General features: G+C 68.7%; 15 protein-coding genes and 5 tRNA genes. 17 read left to right on the forward strand and 3 right to left on the reverse strand.

The genetic code is table 11. From position 1 onward, the window contains the following. Positions 1-31: 31 nt before the first annotated feature. Positions 32-574 (reverse strand): GspH/FimT family pseudopilin, encoded by a 543-nt coding sequence (locus AC3ITM_RS07060; RefSeq protein ID WP_489269426.1) that lies wholly within the window; start codon positions 572-574, stop codon positions 32-34. Positions 575-727: 153 nt separating this feature from the next. Here AC3ITM_RS07060 and uvrB point away from each other — a divergent pair, with 153 nt between their 5' ends. The 13 genes from uvrB to AC3ITM_RS07125 all read left to right on the forward strand — a co-directional run bounded on the left by uvrB (position 728) and on the right by AC3ITM_RS07125 (position 14,843). Beyond that, positions 728-2,752, forward strand: a complete 2,025-nt coding sequence (gene uvrB, locus AC3ITM_RS07065; RefSeq protein ID WP_489269428.1) for an excinuclease ABC subunit UvrB — start codon at positions 728-730, stop codon at positions 2,750-2,752. A gap of 107 nt (positions 2,753-2,859) precedes the next feature. Then, positions 2,860-2,934: transfer RNA gene (locus AC3ITM_RS07070), tRNA-Val, on the forward strand. A gap of 139 nt (positions 2,935-3,073) precedes the next feature. Continuing rightward, on the forward strand, positions 3,074-3,430 hold the full coding sequence (locus AC3ITM_RS07075) for a YkgJ family cysteine cluster protein (protein WP_489269430.1): 357 nt from the start codon (positions 3,074-3,076) through the stop codon (positions 3,428-3,430). A 154-nt stretch (positions 3,431-3,584) separates the two neighbouring features. Beyond that, positions 3,585-5,993, forward strand: coding sequence for a DNA internalization-related competence protein ComEC/Rec2 (locus tag AC3ITM_RS07080; protein ID WP_489269432.1), 2,409 nt, complete (start codon positions 3,585-3,587; stop codon positions 5,991-5,993). 3 nt (positions 5,994-5,996) lie between these two features. Beyond that, positions 5,997-6,668, forward strand: coding sequence for a MotA/TolQ/ExbB proton channel family protein (locus AC3ITM_RS07085; protein ID WP_489269434.1), 672 nt, complete (start codon positions 5,997-5,999; stop codon positions 6,666-6,668). A 3-nt stretch (positions 6,669-6,671) separates the two neighbouring features. Further along, positions 6,672-7,094, forward strand: a complete 423-nt coding sequence (locus tag AC3ITM_RS07090; RefSeq protein WP_228887199.1) for an ExbD/TolR family protein — start codon at positions 6,672-6,674, stop codon at positions 7,092-7,094. Continuing rightward, positions 7,091-8,839 (forward strand): lipid A export permease/ATP-binding protein MsbA, encoded by a 1,749-nt coding sequence (gene msbA / locus AC3ITM_RS07095; RefSeq protein WP_489269436.1) that lies wholly within the window; start codon positions 7,091-7,093, stop codon positions 8,837-8,839. Before AC3ITM_RS07090 ends, msbA begins: the two co-directional genes overlap by 4 nt. Next, the gene (gene lpxK, locus AC3ITM_RS07100; protein WP_228887201.1) at positions 8,839-9,861 is read left to right on the forward strand and encodes a tetraacyldisaccharide 4'-kinase; all 1,023 of its coding nucleotides are present in this window, start codon (positions 8,839-8,841) and stop codon (positions 9,859-9,861) included. The genes msbA and lpxK overlap by 1 nt, the downstream gene beginning before the upstream one ends. Positions 9,862-9,955: 94 nt before the next feature. Continuing rightward, entirely contained in the window at positions 9,956-10,729 is a 774-nt protein-coding gene (kdsB, locus tag AC3ITM_RS07105) for a 3-deoxy-manno-octulosonate cytidylyltransferase (RefSeq protein ID WP_489269439.1), read from the forward strand. Between the two features lie 102 nt (positions 10,730-10,831). Continuing rightward, positions 10,832-12,247 (forward strand): hypothetical protein, encoded by a 1,416-nt coding sequence (locus AC3ITM_RS07110; RefSeq protein ID WP_489269441.1) that lies wholly within the window; start codon positions 10,832-10,834, stop codon positions 12,245-12,247. Continuing rightward, complete coding sequence (uvrC, locus tag AC3ITM_RS07115; protein WP_489269443.1) at positions 12,244-14,088, forward strand: excinuclease ABC subunit UvrC; 1,845 nt, start codon at positions 12,244-12,246, stop codon at positions 14,086-14,088. The genes AC3ITM_RS07110 and uvrC overlap by 4 nt, the downstream gene beginning before the upstream one ends. A 9-nt stretch (positions 14,089-14,097) precedes the next feature. Continuing rightward, a complete protein-coding gene (pgsA, locus tag AC3ITM_RS07120; RefSeq protein WP_228887205.1) occupies positions 14,098-14,721 on the forward strand; it encodes a CDP-diacylglycerol--glycerol-3-phosphate 3-phosphatidyltransferase in 624 nt (207 codons plus the stop codon). A gap of 46 nt (positions 14,722-14,767) precedes the next feature. Beyond that, a tRNA-Gly gene (locus AC3ITM_RS07125) sits at positions 14,768-14,843 on the forward strand. Between the two features lie 95 nt (positions 14,844-14,938). Here AC3ITM_RS07125 and AC3ITM_RS07130 read toward each other — a convergent pair. Together AC3ITM_RS07130 and cqsA are read right to left on the reverse strand one after the other, a co-directional pair. After that, complete coding sequence (locus tag AC3ITM_RS07130) at positions 14,939-15,286, reverse strand: hypothetical protein (protein ID WP_489269445.1); 348 nt, start codon at positions 15,284-15,286, stop codon at positions 14,939-14,941. A 72-nt stretch (positions 15,287-15,358) separates the two neighbouring features. Continuing rightward, complete coding sequence (gene cqsA / locus AC3ITM_RS07135; protein ID WP_489269447.1) at positions 15,359-16,600, reverse strand: alpha-hydroxyketone-type quorum-sensing autoinducer synthase; 1,242 nt, start codon at positions 16,598-16,600, stop codon at positions 15,359-15,361. 254 nt (positions 16,601-16,854) lie between these two features. Between cqsA and AC3ITM_RS07140 the strand changes: the two genes are divergently transcribed. From AC3ITM_RS07140 to AC3ITM_RS07155, 4 genes are all read left to right on the forward strand, one after another. After that, the gene (locus AC3ITM_RS07140) at positions 16,855-17,967 is read left to right on the forward strand and encodes an NAD(P)/FAD-dependent oxidoreductase (RefSeq protein ID WP_489269449.1); all 1,113 of its coding nucleotides are present in this window, start codon (positions 16,855-16,857) and stop codon (positions 17,965-17,967) included. A gap of 138 nt (positions 17,968-18,105) precedes the next feature. Next, a tRNA-Gly gene (locus tag AC3ITM_RS07145) sits at positions 18,106-18,181 on the forward strand. 147 nt (positions 18,182-18,328) lie between these two features. Further along, positions 18,329-18,404 (forward strand) — tRNA-Gly (locus AC3ITM_RS07150). 74 nt (positions 18,405-18,478) lie between these two features. Continuing rightward, positions 18,479-18,552 (forward strand) — tRNA-Cys (locus AC3ITM_RS07155). Positions 18,553-18,682 lie beyond the last annotated feature (130 nt).

The raw sequence follows: 18,682 nt of genomic DNA on the forward strand, positions 1-18,682 counted from the left end.
TCGTGTCCGTGCGGCAACGGCCGCCGCACCTTCAGGGCAGGCAACCGCCGGCCTGCTCCAGGCGCTCGGAGCGGATCCGGCCGCTGTTGTTGACCACCACCTTTCCCCAGAGATGATCGCCGCTGCAGATCTTCAACTGCAGGTTGGTACCCAGTGCGCGGCCGTCCGCCAGATAGCGGATATGCGCGCGGCCGATGCTGGACTGGATGTGCCAGCCGGGCGGGTAGTCCAGTTGCTGGTGGCGCAGTACCGTGGCCTCGGTGGCCGCGCCGGCGCGGGTGGGGCGGATGATCCAGCCCTGCGCCCAGCCGCTGGGGTCGCCGCTGCAGCGCACGCCGTCGGTGCTCGGGCACATGCTGATTTCCGCGTGGTGCTGGATCGCGGCCAGCCGGGCGAAGGCCAGGTGGCTGCTGACCAGGTGCCGGGCACTGGCCGCGCGCTGGCGGTCCAGCAGCTGCTGGCCGGCCGGAAGGGCCAGCGAGGCCAGCGTGGCCAGCACCACCATCGCGGTGATGGCCTCCAGCAGGGTCCAGCCGCCGGCAGGGGCGGAGCGCGCGGGTCTGGATCGGGTCATGGCCGGGCTCGGCAGGTTGGGGCGGGAGATCAGCCTGCGCTGGACAGCCAACGCGTCCCATCAGGGGCCGCCGCATGCGGTTGTCGGCGACCTTCTCAGCCGGCCGTCACCATTGCCCCCGGTATACTGGAGGGCCCGGGCATTGGCGGCACCATGAGCGATCGGTTTGAACTTGTATCCCCGTATTCACCGGCGGGCGACCAGCCGGCGGCGATCGAAAAGCTGACGGCCAATTTCCAGGCCGGCATCGCCAAGCAGACCCTGCTGGGCGTGACCGGTTCGGGCAAGACCTACACCATCGCCAACGTCATCCAGAACGTACAGAAACCGACGCTGATCATGGCGCCGAACAAGACCCTGGCCGCGCAGCTGTATGGCGAGTTCAAGGCGTTCTTCCCCAACAACGCGGTGGAGTATTTCGTCAGCTACTACGATTACTACCAGCCCGAGGCCTACGTGGCCGCGTCGGATACCTTCATCGAGAAGGACAGTTCGATCAACGAGCACATCGAGCAGATGCGCCTGGCCGCCACCAAGACCCTGCTGTCGCGCCCGGATGCGATCGTGGTGGCCACCGTGTCGGCGATCTATGGCCTGGGCGCGCCGGAAGACTACCTGTCGCTGCGGCTGATCCTGTCCACCGGCGAGCGCATCGACCAGCGCGACCTGATCAACCACCTCACCTCGCTGCAGTTCACCCGCAACGAGTACGAACTGCAGCGCGGTACCTTCCGCGTGCGCGGCGAGGTGATCGATGTGTTCCCGGCCGAGTCGGACAGCGAGGCGGTACGGATCGAATTGTTCGAGGGCGAAGTCGAGCAGATCAGCATGTTCGACCCGCTCACCGGCGAGAGCCTGCGCAAGCTGATGCGCTACACCCTGTATCCCAAGACCCACTACGCCACCACCCGCGAGCGCGTGCTGGCCGCGGTGGAGACCATCAAGGCCGAGCTCAAGCCGCGCCTGGAACAGCTATACGAGCAGAGCAAGCTGGTCGAGGCGCAGCGCCTGGCCCAGCGCACCCAGTTCGACCTGGAAATGATGGCCGAGGTCGGTTTCTGCAACGGCATCGAGAACTATTCCCGGCACCTCACCGGCAAGGCCCCGGGCGAGCCGCCGCCGACCCTGTTCGACTACCTGCCGCCGGACGCGCTGCTGGTGATCGACGAATCGCACGTGACCATTCCGCAGATCGGCGCGATGTTCAAGGGCGACCGCTCGCGCAAGGAAACGCTGGTGGAGTTTGGCTTCCGCCTGCCGTCGGCGCTGGACAACCGGCCGCTGCGGTTCGAGGAATGGGAGGCGCGCTGCCCGCGCAGCATCTATGTCTCGGCCACGCCGGGTCCTTACGAACTGCGCGAAGCCGCCGACGAGATCACCGAACTGGTGGTGCGCCCGACCGGGCTGATCGATCCGGTGGTGGAGATCCGCCCCGTCGGTACCCAGGTCGACGACCTGATGAGCGAAGTCAACGAGCGCATCAAGCTCGGCGACCGCGTGCTGGTCACCACCCTGACCAAGCGCATGGCCGAGAACCTCACCGACTACCTCACCGAACACGGCATCCGCGTGCGCTACCTGCACTCGGACATCGACACCGTCGAGCGGGTGGAGATCATCCGCGACCTGCGCCTGGGCAAGTTCGACGTGCTGGTCGGCATCAACCTGCTGCGCGAAGGCCTGGACATGCCCGAGGTGTCGCTGGTGGCGATCCTGGATGCGGACAAGGAAGGCTTCCTGCGGTCCACCGGTTCGTTGATCCAGACCATCGGCCGCGCCGCGCGCAACCTGCGCGGCAAGGCGATCCTGTACGCCGACAAGATTACCCGCTCGATGCAGGCGGCGATCGACGAGACCGACCGCCGCCGTGCCAAGCAGGTGGAGTACAACACGCTGCATGGCATCACGCCCAAGTCGGTGTTGCGTCCGATCACCGATGTGCTCGAAGGCGCGCGGTCGGAGGCGGCCGAGAAGGAATCGCGCGGCAAGGGCAAGGGGCGCGTCGGCAAGGTGGCCGAGGAGGCGGTGGATTACCGCACGCTTGGCCCGGCCCAGATCGCCAAACGCCTGCAGGCGCTGGAACAGAAGATGTACCAGCACGCGCGCGACCTGGAATTCGAGGATGCCGCCCAGGTCCGCGACCAGATCCGCCAGCTGAAAGAGGCCAGCCTGCGCTGAACCGCCGGTGGTGAAATGCCTTCACAAAACAGTTGCGCTTCCCGGGGGACGCCCGTAATATACGCGGCCTGCACCGACGCAATTGCGCCGGCGCAGCGGGAAGAAACGGGCGGTTAGCTCAGCGGTAGAGCACTACCTTGACATGGTAGGGGTCACAGGTTCGAACCCTGTACCGCCCACCACTCCGGCCTCCAGCAGGCGCGGGTGGAAACGAAGAAGGCCAGCCATCGCGCTGGCCTTTTTGTTGTTCCGGTCCGCTCGGCGGCGCTGCATGCCGGCGCGATTCCCGTACCGGCGATCGTCTGCTTCTGGGGGCCTGCCATGCCGTATGCGAACACCGAAAAGCTGTTGCAGCTGCGCGAGCGCATTCCCTCGTTCCGTTGCATCGTCGGCTGCCACGATTGCTGCGGGCCGGTGACGGTGGCCAGCGAGGAGATGGCGCGGTTGCCGGTCAAGACCGAGGCCGAGCACGCTGCGGCCCTGGCCGAGTTGAGCTGCCCCTACCTGGGCCAGCACGGCTGCGAGGTGTACCACGAGCGGCCGCTGATCTGCCGGCTGTTCGGCACCACGCCGCGTCTGCTGTGCCCCAACGGCCAGCGCCCGGTGTACATGATCGATACCGAAGCCGAGCAAGACATCCACCAGTTCCTGCGTTCGACCCGGCAGGTGCTGCTGTAGCGGTATGCGCTGCATTTCCCGGGGCGGCGCGCCCTGCCTGGCGTGCCGGGTGCGGGCTCGGCAAGAGGTAATTCCCGACGCTGGATAGCTGTCCCTCCCGATGGTGGTGCGGTGCGGCCTGCCCAAGCATGTGGTTTTCAGCCCGGCTGCCCGCATGCCCCTGCTGCGTCACCTCGCGAACTGTCCGCGGCCTGGCCCCTTGCCGGTGTTCGGCAAGGCCTGCGCGGCCGCACTGTTGTGTGGGGTGTGCCTGCTGGTGTTCGCGCCGGTGCTGCTGCCGCGCGGCCCTGCGTTGGCCGGGGTCGTTGCCGGGATACTGCTGTGGCTGTGGCCGTCACGCGTGCGCTGGTTGGGCGCGGCCCTGTTCGGCCTGGGCTGGGCCGGTGTCCACGGCCATGCCGCGCTGGACCGGCAGTTGCCGGCCCATGCTGCGGCCACCGAGTACGCGTTGCAGGGCAGGGTGGTTGGCCTGCCCGAGCATGGGCCGCGCAGTACCCGCTTCCGTTTCCAGGTCGATGACACCGCCGCGATGCCGCCGGCGGTGCGCGGCCGGGTGTTCGCGCTGGGCTGGCATGACCTGGGGACGCGCGCTGCGCCGGCGGCGCGCCAGCGCGTGCGCGGCGGTGCCCGCTGGGCCTTGAGTGCGCGCCTGCGCCCGCCGCGCGGCCTGCTCAATCCTGGCGGTTTCGACGCCGAGCGCCACGCGCTGCTGGAAGGCATCGCCGGTACCGGCTATGTGCGGCCGGTGCCGGCGGCGCAGGCACTGGGTGAGCCGACCGGGCTGCCGGCCTGGCGCGAACGCATGGCCACGGCGATCGCCAGCCAGGTGCGCGGCGACGGCGCGCGCTTCGTGCAGGCACTGGCACTGGGTGATACGCGGGGCCTGAGCCAGGCCGACTGGGACGATCTGCGCGCACTGGGGCTGACCCACCTGGTCGCCATCTCCGGTTTTCATGTCGGTCTGGTGGCCGGCGTCGCCGCCTGGCTGGCCGCCCTGGGCTGGCGGGCACTGCCGCTGCTGGGGCGGGTGTGGCCACGGCCACTGGCGGCGGCCATCGGCGCGGTGGCCGGGGCGGCACTGTACGCCGCTGTGGCCGGCTTCGCGCTGCCCACGGTGCGCACGGTGCTGATGATCGCGGTGGTGGCCGCGGCGCGCTGCACGCGGCGGCGGGCCACGGTGGGACAGGCCCTGGCCCTGGCAGCGCTGGCGATGCTGCTGTTGGACCCGCTGTCGGTGCTGGCGCCGGGGTTCTGGCTCAGCTTTGCCGGCGTGCTGTGGCTGGTCTGGTGCCTGCCGGGGCGCGACCAGCACTGGCTGCGCACCTTCCTGGGCGCGCAGGGGGTGGCGACCCTGGCGCTGTTGCCGTTGACGGCGGCACTGTTCGGCCAGGCCTCGCGCGCCGGGCCGCTGGTGAACCTGCTGGCGATTCCCTGGTGGAGCCTGGTAGTGGTGCCGTTGGCCTTGCTCGGCACCGCGCTGGAGGCGCTGGTCGACGGTGCCGGGCGCTGGCCCTGGCAATTGGCCGGATGGTGTTTCCAGGCCAGCTGGTGGCTGTTCGGCTGGGCCGCGCGCAGCGAACTGGCCCTGTGGTGGTTGCCGCAGGCCGGGCGCGCGGCGCTGCTGGCGGCACTGCTGGGGGTGTTCTGGCTGCTGCTGCCGCGTGGCGGTGGCGCGCGGTTGCCGGCGCTGCTGCTGTGCCTGCCGCTGTTGTGGCCGGCCCGCGCGCGCCCTGGCCCGGGCGAGGTGGAGTTGCTGGTGATGGATGTGGGGCAGGGCCTGGCGGTATGGGTGCGCACGGCCCGGCACCAGTTGCTGTACGACGCCGGGCCGGCCGCCGAGGCAGGCTTCGATGCCGGCGAGCGGATCGTGGTGCCGACCCTGCGTGCATTGGGCGAGGGCCGGCTGGACCGGGTGGTGCTCAGTCATGCCGACCAGGACCATGCCGGCGGCGTGGCGGCGGTGCGCCGGGCCTTTGCCGCCCCGCCGCTGCAGGCGCCCGCCGGCGCGCCGGTCGCCCTCAGCCAGCCCTGCGTGGCCGGGCAGGGCTGGCGCTGGGACGATGTGGGTTTCCGTTACCTGCATCCGCCCGGCCGGACCCGCTACGTGGGCAATGAAAGCAGCTGCGTGCTGCGCATCGACACCGGCTATGGGGCGATCCTGCTGGCCGGCGACATCGGCGCGCCCAGCGAGGCGCTGCTGCTGCAGGCCGCGCCGCAGTCGCTGCGCGCGCAGGCGGTGATCGTGCCGCATCACGGCAGTGCCGGTTCCTCCACGCCGGCCTGGGTGCAGGCGGTGGCGCCGCAGTTGGCGATCGTCTCGGCCGGGCATGGCAACCGCTTCGGGCATCCGCGTGCCGCCGTGGTGGCGCGCTGGCAGGGCGTGGGGGCCGAAGTGCTCAGTACCGCCGACAGCGGCGCGCTGCGCGTGTGGCTGGGGCGTGAAGGCCTGCAGGTGCGTGAACAGCGGGTTTTTCAGCCGCGTTGGTGGGATGCCGCGGAGCGGGCGCGGTCGGCTGCTATCCTATCGGCGGTCAAACAGGCGGCCGATGGGCCGGAGGGTTGAAACGTGTGGGAACTGGTCAAGGCCGGTGGCTGGCCGATGGTGCCGCTGCTGCTGTTGGGCGTACTGGCTTTGGCGATCGTCCTGGAGCGTTTCTGGACCTTGCGGCGTAACGAGGTGCTGCCCCCCGGGCTGGGCCAGGAAGTGCGCAACTGGGCCGCACGCGGCAAGCTCGACCCCAGCCACATCCAGTCGCTGCGGGCCAATTCGCCGCTGGGCGCGCTGCTGGCGGTCGCGCTGGAAGCGCGCAACCGGCCGCGCGACCAGATCCGCGAGCGCATCGAGGATGCCGGCCGGCACCTGGTGCACCGCATGGAGCGTTTCCTGAACGCCCTGGGCACGATTGCCTCGGCAGGCCCGCTGCTGGGCCTGCTCGGCACGGTGGTGGGCATGATCCAGATGTTCCTGGGCATCCTCGACCACGGCGTGGGCGATGTGAACCAGCTGGCCGGCGGTATCGGCAAGGCGCTGGTCTGCACCGCCACCGGCATGATCGTGGCGATTCCGGCGCTGATGTTCCATCGCTATTTCAAGGGCCGCATCGGCGGTTATGTGATCGAGATGGAACAGGAAGCCGGCGCCCTGCTGGACGCGCTCGACGGCCGCCCGGGGGTGATGAACGCCACCGCCCGCGCCAACCCCGCCGCCACCGCGGCGCCGGTCACGGCCAAGGGCTGACGGATGCGCATCCGCAATGACCGGGTCCAGGACGAGCCGCACATCGATCTGGTCCCGCTGATCGATGTGATCCTCGTGCTGATCATCTTCTTCGTGGTCACCACCACCTTCGACGCGCGGTCGACCCTGCAGCTGCAGCTGCCGACCGCCAGCCAGCAGAACCACGCCGAGCCGCCGCGCGCGCTGAGCGTGCTGGTCAACGCCGAAGGGCGCTATTTCATCAACGACCAGGAAGTGCTGCGCACCGACGTGGAGTCGGTCAAGCAGACCATCGCCGCCGTGGCCGGCAGCGATCGTGAGCAGACCGTGCTGCTGCGCGCCGATGCGCGCACCCCGTACCAGGCCGTTGTCACCGCCCAGGATGCCCTGGGCCAGCTCGGCTTCCGCCGCATTGCCATTGCTACTGCGCCGGAGGTGCATCCATGAGTAACCAACACCCGCCGATCTGGCCGATCTACAAGCGCCTGCTCGGCTATACCCGCGCCTATTGGGTGTTCATGGTGGCGGCGGTGATCGCCATGATCATCGAGGCGCTGGCCGGCTACCACTTCACCAAGCTGATGGAACCGCTGGTCAACCGCGGCTTCGTCAACCCCGAGCCGAAGATGGCGGTGATCCTGCCGTTGACCATCCTGGGCCTGTTCATGATGCGCAGCCTGGCCACCCTGGTCAGCGACTACACGCTGGCCCGCACCGGCCGCAGCGTGGTCCGCGACCTGCGCGAACAGGTGCTGGAAAAGTACCTGCACCTGCCATCCTCGCACTTCGATTCCGAAGCCACCCCGGTGATGGTCAGCCGCCTGAACTTCGACACCGAGCAGGTCACCCAGGCCAGTGCCGATGCGCTCAAGACCCTGGTTGCCGACACCCTGACCATCATCGCCATGCTGGTGGTGATGCTGCAGATGAGCGTCAAGGTGACCGTGGCGATGCTGGTGGTGGTGCCGCTGATCGGGGTGATCGTTTCGTTCGTGGGCAAGCGCTACCGGCGCATCAGCCGTGGCATCCAGGACGGCATGGGCAGCATGGCCCAGACCGCCGAGCAGTCGCTGGCCGCGCAGCAGGAAGTGAAGGTACATGGCACCCAAGCGCACGAGATCTCGCGCTATGCACGGCTGGCCAACCGCATGCTCGGCCTGAACATGAAGGTGGAAACCACCCGCGCGCTGGCCTCCAGTACGGTGCAGTTCCTGGCCGCGCTGGCGCTGGCGGTAATCGTCTGGGTGTCCACCCGCGAGGCCTTGGCCGGCAAGCTCAACGCCGGCCAGTTCATGGGCCTGATGACCTCGATGATGGCGATCATTCCCTCGCTGCGGCGCCTGACCAGCGTGCAGACCTCGATCTCGCGTGGCGTGGCCGCCGCCGAGCGCCTGTTCGGCATCCTGGACATGCCGGTCGAGCGCGACCAGGGCACCCGGCGCATCGGCCGCGCACAGGGCGAGCTGGCCTTCGAGCACGTGATGCTGCGTTACCGCGAGGACACCGGGATTGCGCTGGATGACATCAGTTTCGTGGCCAGGCCGGGCACGGTGACCGCGATCGTCGGCCGCTCCGGCAGCGGCAAGACCAGCCTGATCCGGCTGGTGCCGCGCTTCTACGAACCCAGTGGCGGCCGCATCACCCTCGATGGCGTGGCCCTGGACGACTACCCGCTGGCCGACCTGCGCCGGCAGGTGGCGATGGTCGGGCAGAAGGTGATGCTGTTCGATGACAGCGTGGGCGCCAACATCGCCTACGGCATGGACGCCACCGAAGAACAGATCCGTGCCGCGGCCGAAGCGGCCAACGCCTGGGAGTTCATCGCGCGCATGCCGCAGCAGCTGCAGACCCCGGTCGGTGAAAACGGTGCGCTGCTGTCCGGCGGCCAGCGCCAGCGCCTGGCGATCGCCCGCGCGATCCTGCGCGATGCGCCGATCCTGATCCTGGATGAGGCCACCGCCGCACTGGACAACGAATCGGAGCGGCTGGTGCAGGATGCCCTGCAACGGCTGATGCCCGAGCGCACCACGCTGGTGATCGCGCACCGCTTGTCCACCATCGAGCATGCCGACCAGGTGCTGGTGATGGACCATGGCCGCATCGTCGAGCGCGGCACCCACCATGAGTTGCTGGCGCTGGGCGGGCTGTACGAGCACCTGCACAAGATGCAGTTCCGCGACAGGCAGGCCTGATGGCGGCCAAGGGCGCCCAGACGCCGTCGTACTGGTATGACGGCAGCACGGTTCCGTGGCCGGCGCGGCTGCTGGCCCCGCTGTACGGCGCGGCCATCGCGCTGCGCCGGCTGCTGTACCGGCGGCGCTGGCTGAAGCGGCATTCGCTGCCGGTGCCGGTGATCGTGGTCGGCAATGTCACCGCCGGCGGCACCGGCAAGACCCCGCTGACCATCGCCCTGGTCAACCGACTGCGCGAGGCCGGCTGGAAACCCGGCGTGGCCAGCCGCGGCTACGGCCGCGAGGATGCCGGCGTGGCGCGCTGGGTCGAGGCCGGCACCGCCACCGGCATCGGTGGCGACGAGCCGGTGCTGATCGCCTGGAAGACCGGCGTGCCGGTGCGGGTGGACGCCGACCGCGTGGCGGCCGGCAGGGCGCTGGTCGAAGCGGGTTGCAACATCATCGTCTGCGACGACGGGCTGCAGCATTACCGGCTGGCGCGCGACATCGAGATCGAAGTGGTCGACGCCCAGCGCCGCTACGGCAATGGCCGGCTGATTCCCGCCGGCCCGTTGCGCGAGCCGGCCAGCCGCGCCCAGGACTGCGACTTCCGCGTGGTCAACATGGGCCAGGCCAGCGATGGCGTCGGCGCGCAGCCGGCCTGCGGCTTCGGCGAATGGCCGATGCAGCTGCACATCGACACCGCCCAGCCGCTGAGCGGCGGCCGCCCGCGTGCGTTGAGCCATTTCCGCGGCCAGCGCGTGCATGCCGTGGCCGGCATCGCCCACCCACAGCGGTTCTTCGACATGCTGCGCGCGCAGGGCATCGGCGTGGTGCCGCACGCCTTCGCCGACCACCACGCCTACCAGCCCGCCGACCTGCGCTTTGGCAGCGAACTGCCGGTACTGATGACCGAAAAGGACGCGGTGAAGTGCAAGGTGTTCGCCAACGAATGGCATTTCGCCGTGCCGCTGGCGGCCGACCTGCCGGCCGCGTTCTGGGTCAACCTGCTGGACCGGCTGGACAAGCTCGGCAAACGTTGACGGCGCCGCCGCCTGCGGCACACTGTCCGCCCCTGCCGCACAGGCCAGGGCGCCTGCATCCCCGCCACCCTGCGCCATCGCCGAGAGCCCCCGCATGAGCCAAGCCGTCGATTTCGTCGTCGCCATCCCCGCCCGCTACGCCGCCTCGCGGCTGCCGGGCAAGCCGCTGCGCCTGCTCGGCGGGCAGCCGCTGGTACTGCGCGTGGCCGAGCGTGCGCTGCAGGCCGGCGCACGCGAGGTATGGGTGGCCACCGACGACACCCGCATCGCCGAGGCATTGCAGGGCCTGTCCACGGTACGGGTGGCGATGACCTCGGCCGCGCATGCCTCCGGCACCGACCGCCTGGCCGAGTGTGCCGCGCAGGCCGGTTGGGCCGACGACACCCTGGTGGTCAACCTGCAGGGCGATGAGCCGTTCGCCCCGGCCGAGGGCATCCGTGCCGTCGCCGAGGCGCTGGTCTACAGCGGCGCGGAGATGTCGACCCTGGCCACCCCGGTGGAAGACGCGCAGACCCTGTTCGATCCCAATGTGGTCAAGGTGGTGCGCAAGCAGAACCTGGACGCGCTGTATTTCAGCCGCGCGCCGATTCCCTGGCACCGCGCCGCCTTCGCGCAGTCGCGCGATACCCTGGCCGGCCCGCACTGGCTGCGCCATATCGGCATCTACGGCTATCGTGCCGGCTTCCTGCGCCAGTTCGCCGCGCTGCCGCCCGGTGCGCTGGAACAGCTGGAATCGCTGGAGCAGTTGCGGGTGCTGGAAGCCGGCTACCGGCTGAGCGTGGCCTTGTCGCCGGCCGAGTTCCCGCCGGGCATCGACACCCCGCACGACCTGGAACGTGCCGAAGCCTGGCTGGCTGCGCAGGCCTGAGCCGGCTTGTCCGGCGTCGCCGCGGCAGCGGACCGCGGCCGCCGTCGCAAATCTGGCGCGGCCGCGACGATTGCATGACGCCGACTCCGGCATAATCGGGGCATGAACGTACAGCCTGTCCAGGACCTGCCCGAATTTGCCACGTGGCTCAACGCCACCCCGACCACCCTGACCGAACTGCGGGGGCGCCCGGTGGTGCTGGCCTTCGTCAACGCCGCCTCGGTGTGGTGCGCGCAACGGCTGGCCGAGCTGGCCCAGTGGCAGTCGCGCAACCCCGGTAAATTGCAGGTGCTGGTGCTGCAGGTGCCGCGTTTCGATTGCGAGCGCGACCCGGCGCAGGCACTCAAGCTGCTGCGCCGCCAGGGCCTGACCGCCCCGGCCTTGCTGGATGCGGACTGGGACGGTTGGCGCCGCTTCGGCGTGAGCGCCTGGCCAACCCTGGTGCTGCTGGATGCGCAGGGCCGCGAGCGTGAGCGCCTGGTCGGTTTCGGTGGCGAACTGGAACGTGCGCTCAGCGCGCTGTGCGAGGGCGGCGCGCGCCCGGTAGACGGCGATCTGGCGCTGGCCCGCGAACTGCACCCCGAACCGCGGCTGCCGCTGCGTTTCCCGATGGGGCTGGTGGTCACCACCGAGCGCCTGTACATCGCCGACAGCGGCCACCACCGCGTGCTGGAATGCAGCCACGGCGGACGCGTGCTGCGCCAGTTCGGGCTGGGCACCGCCGATTTCATGGACGGTGGCCCCGGTGAAGCGGCCTTCCACCGCCCCCAGGGCCTGGCCCTGGAACGCGAGTGGCTGTACGTGGCCGACACCGGCAACCATGCGCTGCGCCGCATCCACCTGTTGACCGGCCAGGTCGACACCTTGTGCGGCACCGGCCGCCCGGGCGAACCCACCGAAGGGGTGGTCGCCCAGCCGCGGCAGACCGCGCTGAACCACCCGCAGGGGCTGGCGGTGGCCGACAACCAGATCCATATCGCCATGGCCGGCGACAACCGCATCTGGAGCTACCACCTCGGCCAGCGCACCCTGAACTGGCGTGCCGGCTCGGGCGCCATCGACGAACGCGACGGCAGCGCTCACCTGGCCGCGTTCGCCCAGCCGGCCTCGGTGGCCGCGGTGCAGCAGGTGCTGTACGTGTGCGATGCACTGGGTTCCTCGATCCGGGCCATGCAACTGCGCGGCGACCTGGTCCAGACCCTGGTCGGGCAGGGCCCATGGGCGTTCGGCGAACAGGATGGCGCGCGCGCCATCGCCCAGCTGCAATACCCGCAGGCGATCGCACTGAGCCCGGATGCGCCGCTGCTGTGGATCGCCGATGCCGGCAACGGCCGGCTGCGCACCCTGCGCCTGGGCGGCGGCGAGCTGAGCACCCTGGAGCTGCCGCGGCGCCTGCATGGGCCGGCCGGGCTGGCGCTGGGCGGCGGTGCGGTCTGGATTGCCGAAACCGACGCGCACGCCGTGCTGCGTTTCGACCCGGTCAGCGGCGTTCTGAGCGACGTCCCGATCAGCGAATGACCGCGTCCACCGCTCCGGCCTTCGACGGCAAGGCATTCGCGGCGCACCTGAGTACCGCGCCCGGCGTCTACCGCATGTACGCCGCCGACGACAGCCTTCTGTATGTCGGCAAGGCGCGTGCGCTGCGCAACCGCGTCGGCAGCTATTTCAACGGCACGCCCAAGGCCACCCGGACCATGTCGATGCTGTCGCAGGTCGCGCGCATGGACGTGACCGTGACCCGTTCGGAGGCCGAGGCGCTGCTGCTGGAAAACCAGCTGATCAAGTCGCTGTCGCCGCGCTACAACGTCTCCCTGCGCGACGACAAGACCTACCCGCAGGTGCTGCTCACCCGCGAGCCGTGGCCGCGGATCGCGCTGCACCGCGGCCCGCGCGCGGTGCCGGGGCGCTACTACGGCCCGTACCCGGGGGTGACCGCGGTGCGCGATACGCTCAACCTGATGCACAAGCTGTTCAAGCTGCGCAGCTGCGAAGACAGCGTGTTCCGCAACCGCACCCGGCCGTGCCTGCAATACCAGATCGGCCGCTGCAGCGCGCCATGCGTAGAACTGGTCAGCAGCGAGGACTACGCCGAATCGGTGCGCCGCGCCTCGATGTTCCTGGAGGGCAAGAGCGACCAGCTGACGCGCGAGCTGGGCAGCCAGATGCAGGCGGCCAGCGACGCGCTGGAGTTCGAACAGGCCGCGCGCCTGCGCGACCTGGTCACCGCGCTGCGCAGCATGCAGACCCGCCAGTACGTCGATGGCCGCGCCGCCGACCTGGACGTGCTGGCCTGTGCCACCCAGGGCGCCAACGCCTGCGTGATGCTGCTGGCCTTCCGCGACGGCCGCAACCTGGGCACGCGTCCGTTCTACCCCCGTACCAACGGCGAGGAGAGCGCCGAGGAAGTGCTGGGTGCCTTCGTTTCGCAGTATTACGTCGAGCATTCGCCGCCGCGCGAGATCCTGCTCGACCGCGAGATTCCCGATGCCGGCCTGATCGAATCGGCGCTGTCGGCCTCGGCCGAGCACAAGGTGCAGCTGAAGTGGAACGTGCGCGGCGAGCGCGCCGGCTACGTCGAACTGGCCAGCCGCAATGCGCAGATCACCCTGGTCAGCGAACTCACCAGCCGCAGCGCCCAGCATGCGCGCAGCGAAGACCTGCGGCAGATGCTGGGCCTGGCCGAGCCGGTCAAGCGGGTGGAGTGCTTCGACATCAGCCACACCATGGGCGAGGCCACGGTGGCCTCGTGCGTGGTATTCGACGCCAGCGGCCCGGTGCGCAGCCAGTACCGTCGCTTCAACATCAGCGGCATCGAGCCGGGCGATGACTACGCGGCCATGCGCCAGGCCATCGAGCGGCGCTTCCGGCGCGCGGTCGAAGAGGACGGCGTGCTGCCGGACCTGCTGCTGATCGACGGTGGCGCCGGCCAGCTGGGCCAGGCGCAGGCCGCGCTGGCCGACCTGGGCGTGGAAGGGGTGATGCTGGTCGGCGTGGCCAAGGGCGCCGAACGCCGGGCCGGGCACGAAGCACTGGTGCTGCCCGATGGCCGCGAGCTGCGCCCCGGCGCGGCCTCCCCGGCGCTGCAGTTCATCCAGCAGGTGCGCGATGAAGCCCACCGTTTTGCCATCACCGGCCATCGCGGGCGCCGCCAGAAGGCGCGCATGACCAGCAAGCTGGAGGATATCCCCGGCATCGGTCCGCGCCGCCGCGCCAGCCTGCTCAAGCATTTCGGCGGCCTGACCGGGCTCAAGGCCGCCGGCGAGGCGGAAATCGCCAACGTGGAGGGCATCAATGACGCCCTCGCCGCACGCATCTACGCTAACCTGCATGGACTGCCCACGCCCACTGCGGGCGAGTAGAGAGACGCAATGAAGTTGACCCTCCCCACCTGGCTGACCCTGCTGCGGATCCTGATGATCCCGGTGCTGGTGCTGGTGTTCTATCTCCCCTACAAGTGGACCAATTTCGCCTCGGCGGCGATCTTCGGCCTGGCCGCGTTGACCGACTGGCTGGACGGCTGGATCGCCCGCCGCTACGACCTGGCCTCGGCTTTCGGCGCCTTCCTCGACCCGGTTGCCGACAAGCTGATGGTGGCCGTGGCCCTGTTCCTGATCGTGCAGGGGCATCCCACGGCATGGATGGCGGTGTGGGCGGCGGTGATCGTCGGCCGTGAAATCGCCGTGTCGGCGCTGCGCGAATGGATGGCCGAAATCGGCCAGCGTGCCAAGGTGCGGGTGGCGCTGATCGGCAAGATCAAGACCACCGCGCAGATGGTGGCGCTGCTGTGCCTGCTGTATTCAGTGGCGCCGCATACGCCGATGCAGGAAATCTGGATGGGCATCCCGGTGTTCCATATCGGCGACTGGACCCTGGCCATCGCCTCGATCCTGACCCTGTTCTCCGGGCTGCAGTACCTGCACGCGGCGTGGCCGAGCCTGCGCGAGGACGAGCGTGCCGCGCGCGAAAACGCCCGGGCGAAAAAGAACGGCTGAGGGCTGTTGACAGCCCCGTGTTTGGCTGTAGAATTTCGCCTCCCAAGCGGGAATAGCTCAGTTGGTAGAGCGCAACCTTGCCAAGGTTGAGGTCGCGAGTTCGAGTCTCGTTTCCCGCTCCAGACAAGGCGTCCGCTGCGGTTTCACCGCAGCGCGGCGCAAACGCGAAAAGCGACCTTCAGGTCGCTTTTTTCGTTTGCGTTGGTCGCCCGCCCCGTCATCGCGGTTGGCCAGGTTTGGCACTGCACCACGTGCTGACGTCCTCCCGATTGAAATGGGAGCACGTGTTGTCGATGGGGATGTACAGATAGGGGGCTGCAGGGTCGTAAGTGAAGTGGTAGTAGTACTTGCGGTCCTTGCCGTAGTGCCAGTAGCCCCCGGATCCCGAGTCGATGAGGTACGGGTCGAAGAAGAATATCGACGACTCGGCCGGGATGAAATTGTGTCGGTCGGTGAGCAGCAGCCACGCGTTGGAGGCCAGGTTGGAGGTGCAACTGGTCATGACCGCGCTGACCGCCAACGCGGCGAGGAGCAGTTTGAGGTTTCTGCGGGAGGCGCGGTTCATGAGGATGGGGCGGCGTTATACCGATGGGCAGCAGCAGGCATGCTACTGCGGGCAGGTTCAAAACACCCCTGCTCAGTGCGACAGGCGGCCGGTTCCTCGCCGCGGCTGCCGCCACTTGGTCAATTCCACTTCGTCGCGGATTGCCGCGCAGGTGTGGATCAGCCGTTCCACGTCCAGATCGCTCAACCCGGCGTTCATCGACAGGCGCATCAGCGAGCGGTTCAGCGCCGTGGCCGGTGCGCAGAACACCGAGCCGAAGATCCCACGTGACTGTAGTGCGTCGCGCAGCTTCAGGTTCAGCAGTTCCAGCCCCGGTTCCAGGGCGATGATCTGTTCGCTGCCGCTTTCCACCGCATAGCCGAGCCCGGCCAGCGCGGTGCGCACCTGGCCACTGATGTGGCCAAGGCGATGGCGGCGCTGCTCGGCGCGCTGGAGGAAATCGGCGGCTTGTCCGAACCATGCCAGCTCATGGTCGAGCAGGCTGGAGCTGAAGACGGCCGGGAACGACTCCATTGCGAAGTAGTCCTTGAACGCGCTGGCACAGGTAATCAGGCCGGCGCGTCCTGCGAATGCCTTGGCCAGGCTGACGGTCTGGAAGTGGACCTTGGAAAACAGCTGGTGCTGGGCCACCAGGCCGGCACCCTGCGGCCCATGGGTGCCCATCGAATGCGATTCGTCCACCACCAGAATGCAATCGTAGCGGTGCGCCAGCTCGGCGAAATCCGCTAGCGGGCATAAGCTGCCGTTGGTGCTGTAGACCGCGTCCACCGCGATCACTCCGCGCCCGTGTTTGAGAATCTGCCGTTCGGCGTGCCCGGCATCATTGTGCGCAAAGGCGACCGCGCGGGCCTGGGCGGCCTGCGCGCCCTGCCATAGCGACATATGGGCGTGGATGTCCAGGTACACCGGAACACTGGGGCTGGCGATGGCCTGCAGCAATCCCACGTTGGCGGCCCAGCCGGATTGGCACAGGATGCTGTCCTGCGCGCCACTGAACTGTGCCAGGCGCTGTTCCAGCCGGGTGGTCGGGTTGTCGCCGTGCAGGAATACCGCGGACATCAACAGCTGGTGGTGCGATTGCAACAGCGCCCGCGCTTGCGCCTGGATCAGCGCATCTTCACCGGCCAGGCACAGATAGTCATTGCTCGACAGCAGCAGGGCGTCGCTGCCCGGGGCCTGGCCGTGCAGCAGGTGCTGGCCTGACCAGCGTTGCTGTACGCGGTCGATGCGATGCCCGTCCACCCGTGATTGGACGAAGTCGGGTAGTGGCGCGTAGTCGCTGCTCGGTGGCAGGCGGACGGCAGGGGCATGCATGAGCATTTTTCCTGGACGAGCGACAGGGAAGGGGCGACTACCGGCACCGCACAGAATGCGGGCCCTTTCCGTGTGAAATTGTGATTTTCATCACTTTTGTTGCATGGGGTAAGCCGGGTTCATTACGAGTTGCCCCTCACTTCTGCGTCAGGTAACGCGCGCGACGACTTCACCGCCGCTTCACCGTCAGCCCATCGCTTCTCCATGACGGGCGGGAATGCTGTGCATCCTGTTTGAACCGGACCGCGCCGCGCATGAACAACACCGTCTCCACTGCCGACTACGACCTGGTCGTGGTCGGCGCCAGCTTCGCCGGTGCAGCCTGTGCACTGGCTGCGGCGCATTACGGATTGCGCGTGTGCGTGCTGGAGCGCAAGGCCGACCCGGGTGCGCGGCTGCATACCACCGGCATCCTGGTCAAGGAAGTGGTCGAGCAGACCTGGCTGCGGCGCCTGCCAGCCGAACTGGTGCAGCGGGTGGAGCGGGTGCGCTTGTATGCGCCCAACCTGCGCAGCGTGCTGCTGGCCGCGCCGGGCTATTACTTCATGACCACCGACACGCCCAACCTGATGCGCTGGCTGGCCACGCAACTGCAGGCCAGCGGCGTGGACCTGCGCCTGCAGCAGTCCTTCACCCAGGCCCGGCGCGATGGCGAGGGTTGGCAGGTGGACGGGGCAGGGCGTACCCGCTATCTGGTCGGTGCCGATGGCGCGACTTCGCGGGTGGCCCAACGCACCGGCCTGGGCCGCGTGCAGGATGCGCTATACGGCGTCGAGCAGGAATTTTCCGGGGTGCAACTGCCCGAGGCCGGCGCGCTGCATTACTTTGCCAGCACGCGCTTCGCGCCCGGCTACATTGGTTGGGTGGCGCAGAACCCCACCGGGATCCAGCTCGGCCTGGCCCTGCGCCATGACCCGGCACGCGCGCGCCAACCGGACCTGGAGGGCTTTGCGCAGCACGTGCGCAGCGTGGTGGGCCTGCCCGCTTCGGCCCGGCCCAGCGCCACCCGTGCCGGGCTGGTGCCCTGCGGCCTGCCCGATGGACCGATCGCAGCGCCAGGGGTGATCCTGACCGGCGATGCGGCCGGCATCGTCTCACCGCTGTCGGCCGGCGGCATCCATTCCTCCTGGCGGCATGGCTGGGCAGTGGGCGATGCGGTCGCCCTGCACCTGCGCGGCAAGGGGCCGCCACCCGAAGCCGTCGCGGTCCGCGCCGCGCCGCGCTTCCGCGCCAAGCGCGCGCTGCGCTGGGCGATGGATCACCTGCAGATGGACTGGCCGCTCAACCTGGCCCTGCACTCGCGCGCGCTGCGGCGGGTGGCCGAGCAGATCTACTTCCATCGGCGCGGGATGCGGATGGTGCCGTAGTTATGGGCGCAAACCGCTGAACAAGGATGTTGACGGCGTGAAGGAAAATCGACACAATGGCGCTCCTTCGACGCAGGTCGAGGGGCCGACAGCCTCCAGCGCCCCAGGGTGCGGTGCGGTCGGGGCAAGCGAAAGTCTGCGGGAATAGCTCAGTTGGTAGAGCGCAACCTTGCCAAGGTTGAGGTCGCGAGTTCGAGTCTCGTTTCCCGCTCCAGAATTTCGACAGGGCCCCCTCGGGGCCTTGTTTTTCTCCGCGGTGGCACGCGGGCATGCTGATCGGCCTGGCCGGCGCAGATGCGAAAAAAAGCGTGAAAGGGCTGGTGTGCTGCCGGTGGTTTCGGTATCATATGCGCCTGATTTTGCGGGAATAGCTCAGTTGGTAGAGCGCAACCTTGCCAAGGTTGAGGTCGCGAGTTCGAGTCTCGTTTCCCGCTCCAAATCCTGACCAGGCCCCGTTCTCGGGGTCTTGTTTTATCGGGTAGCGATTACCTCGATGATCGGTAGGGTCACCGGCCTGGTGGCAGAGTGGTTATGCACCGGACTGCAAATCCGTTTAGATGGGTTCGATTCCCGTCCAGGCCTCCAGATACACGCAGAAAGCCCGCGAAAGCGGGCTTTTTGCGTTTGGCCCCAGCCTTGGCGGGCCCCGGCGCTTCACCTCGGTGTGAACGCTTCAGCCGGCAACTTTATTTAGGTATCTGAAAGTGCCAGCATA

This window comes from Stenotrophomonas sp. KH_029, from assembly GCF_057839765.1.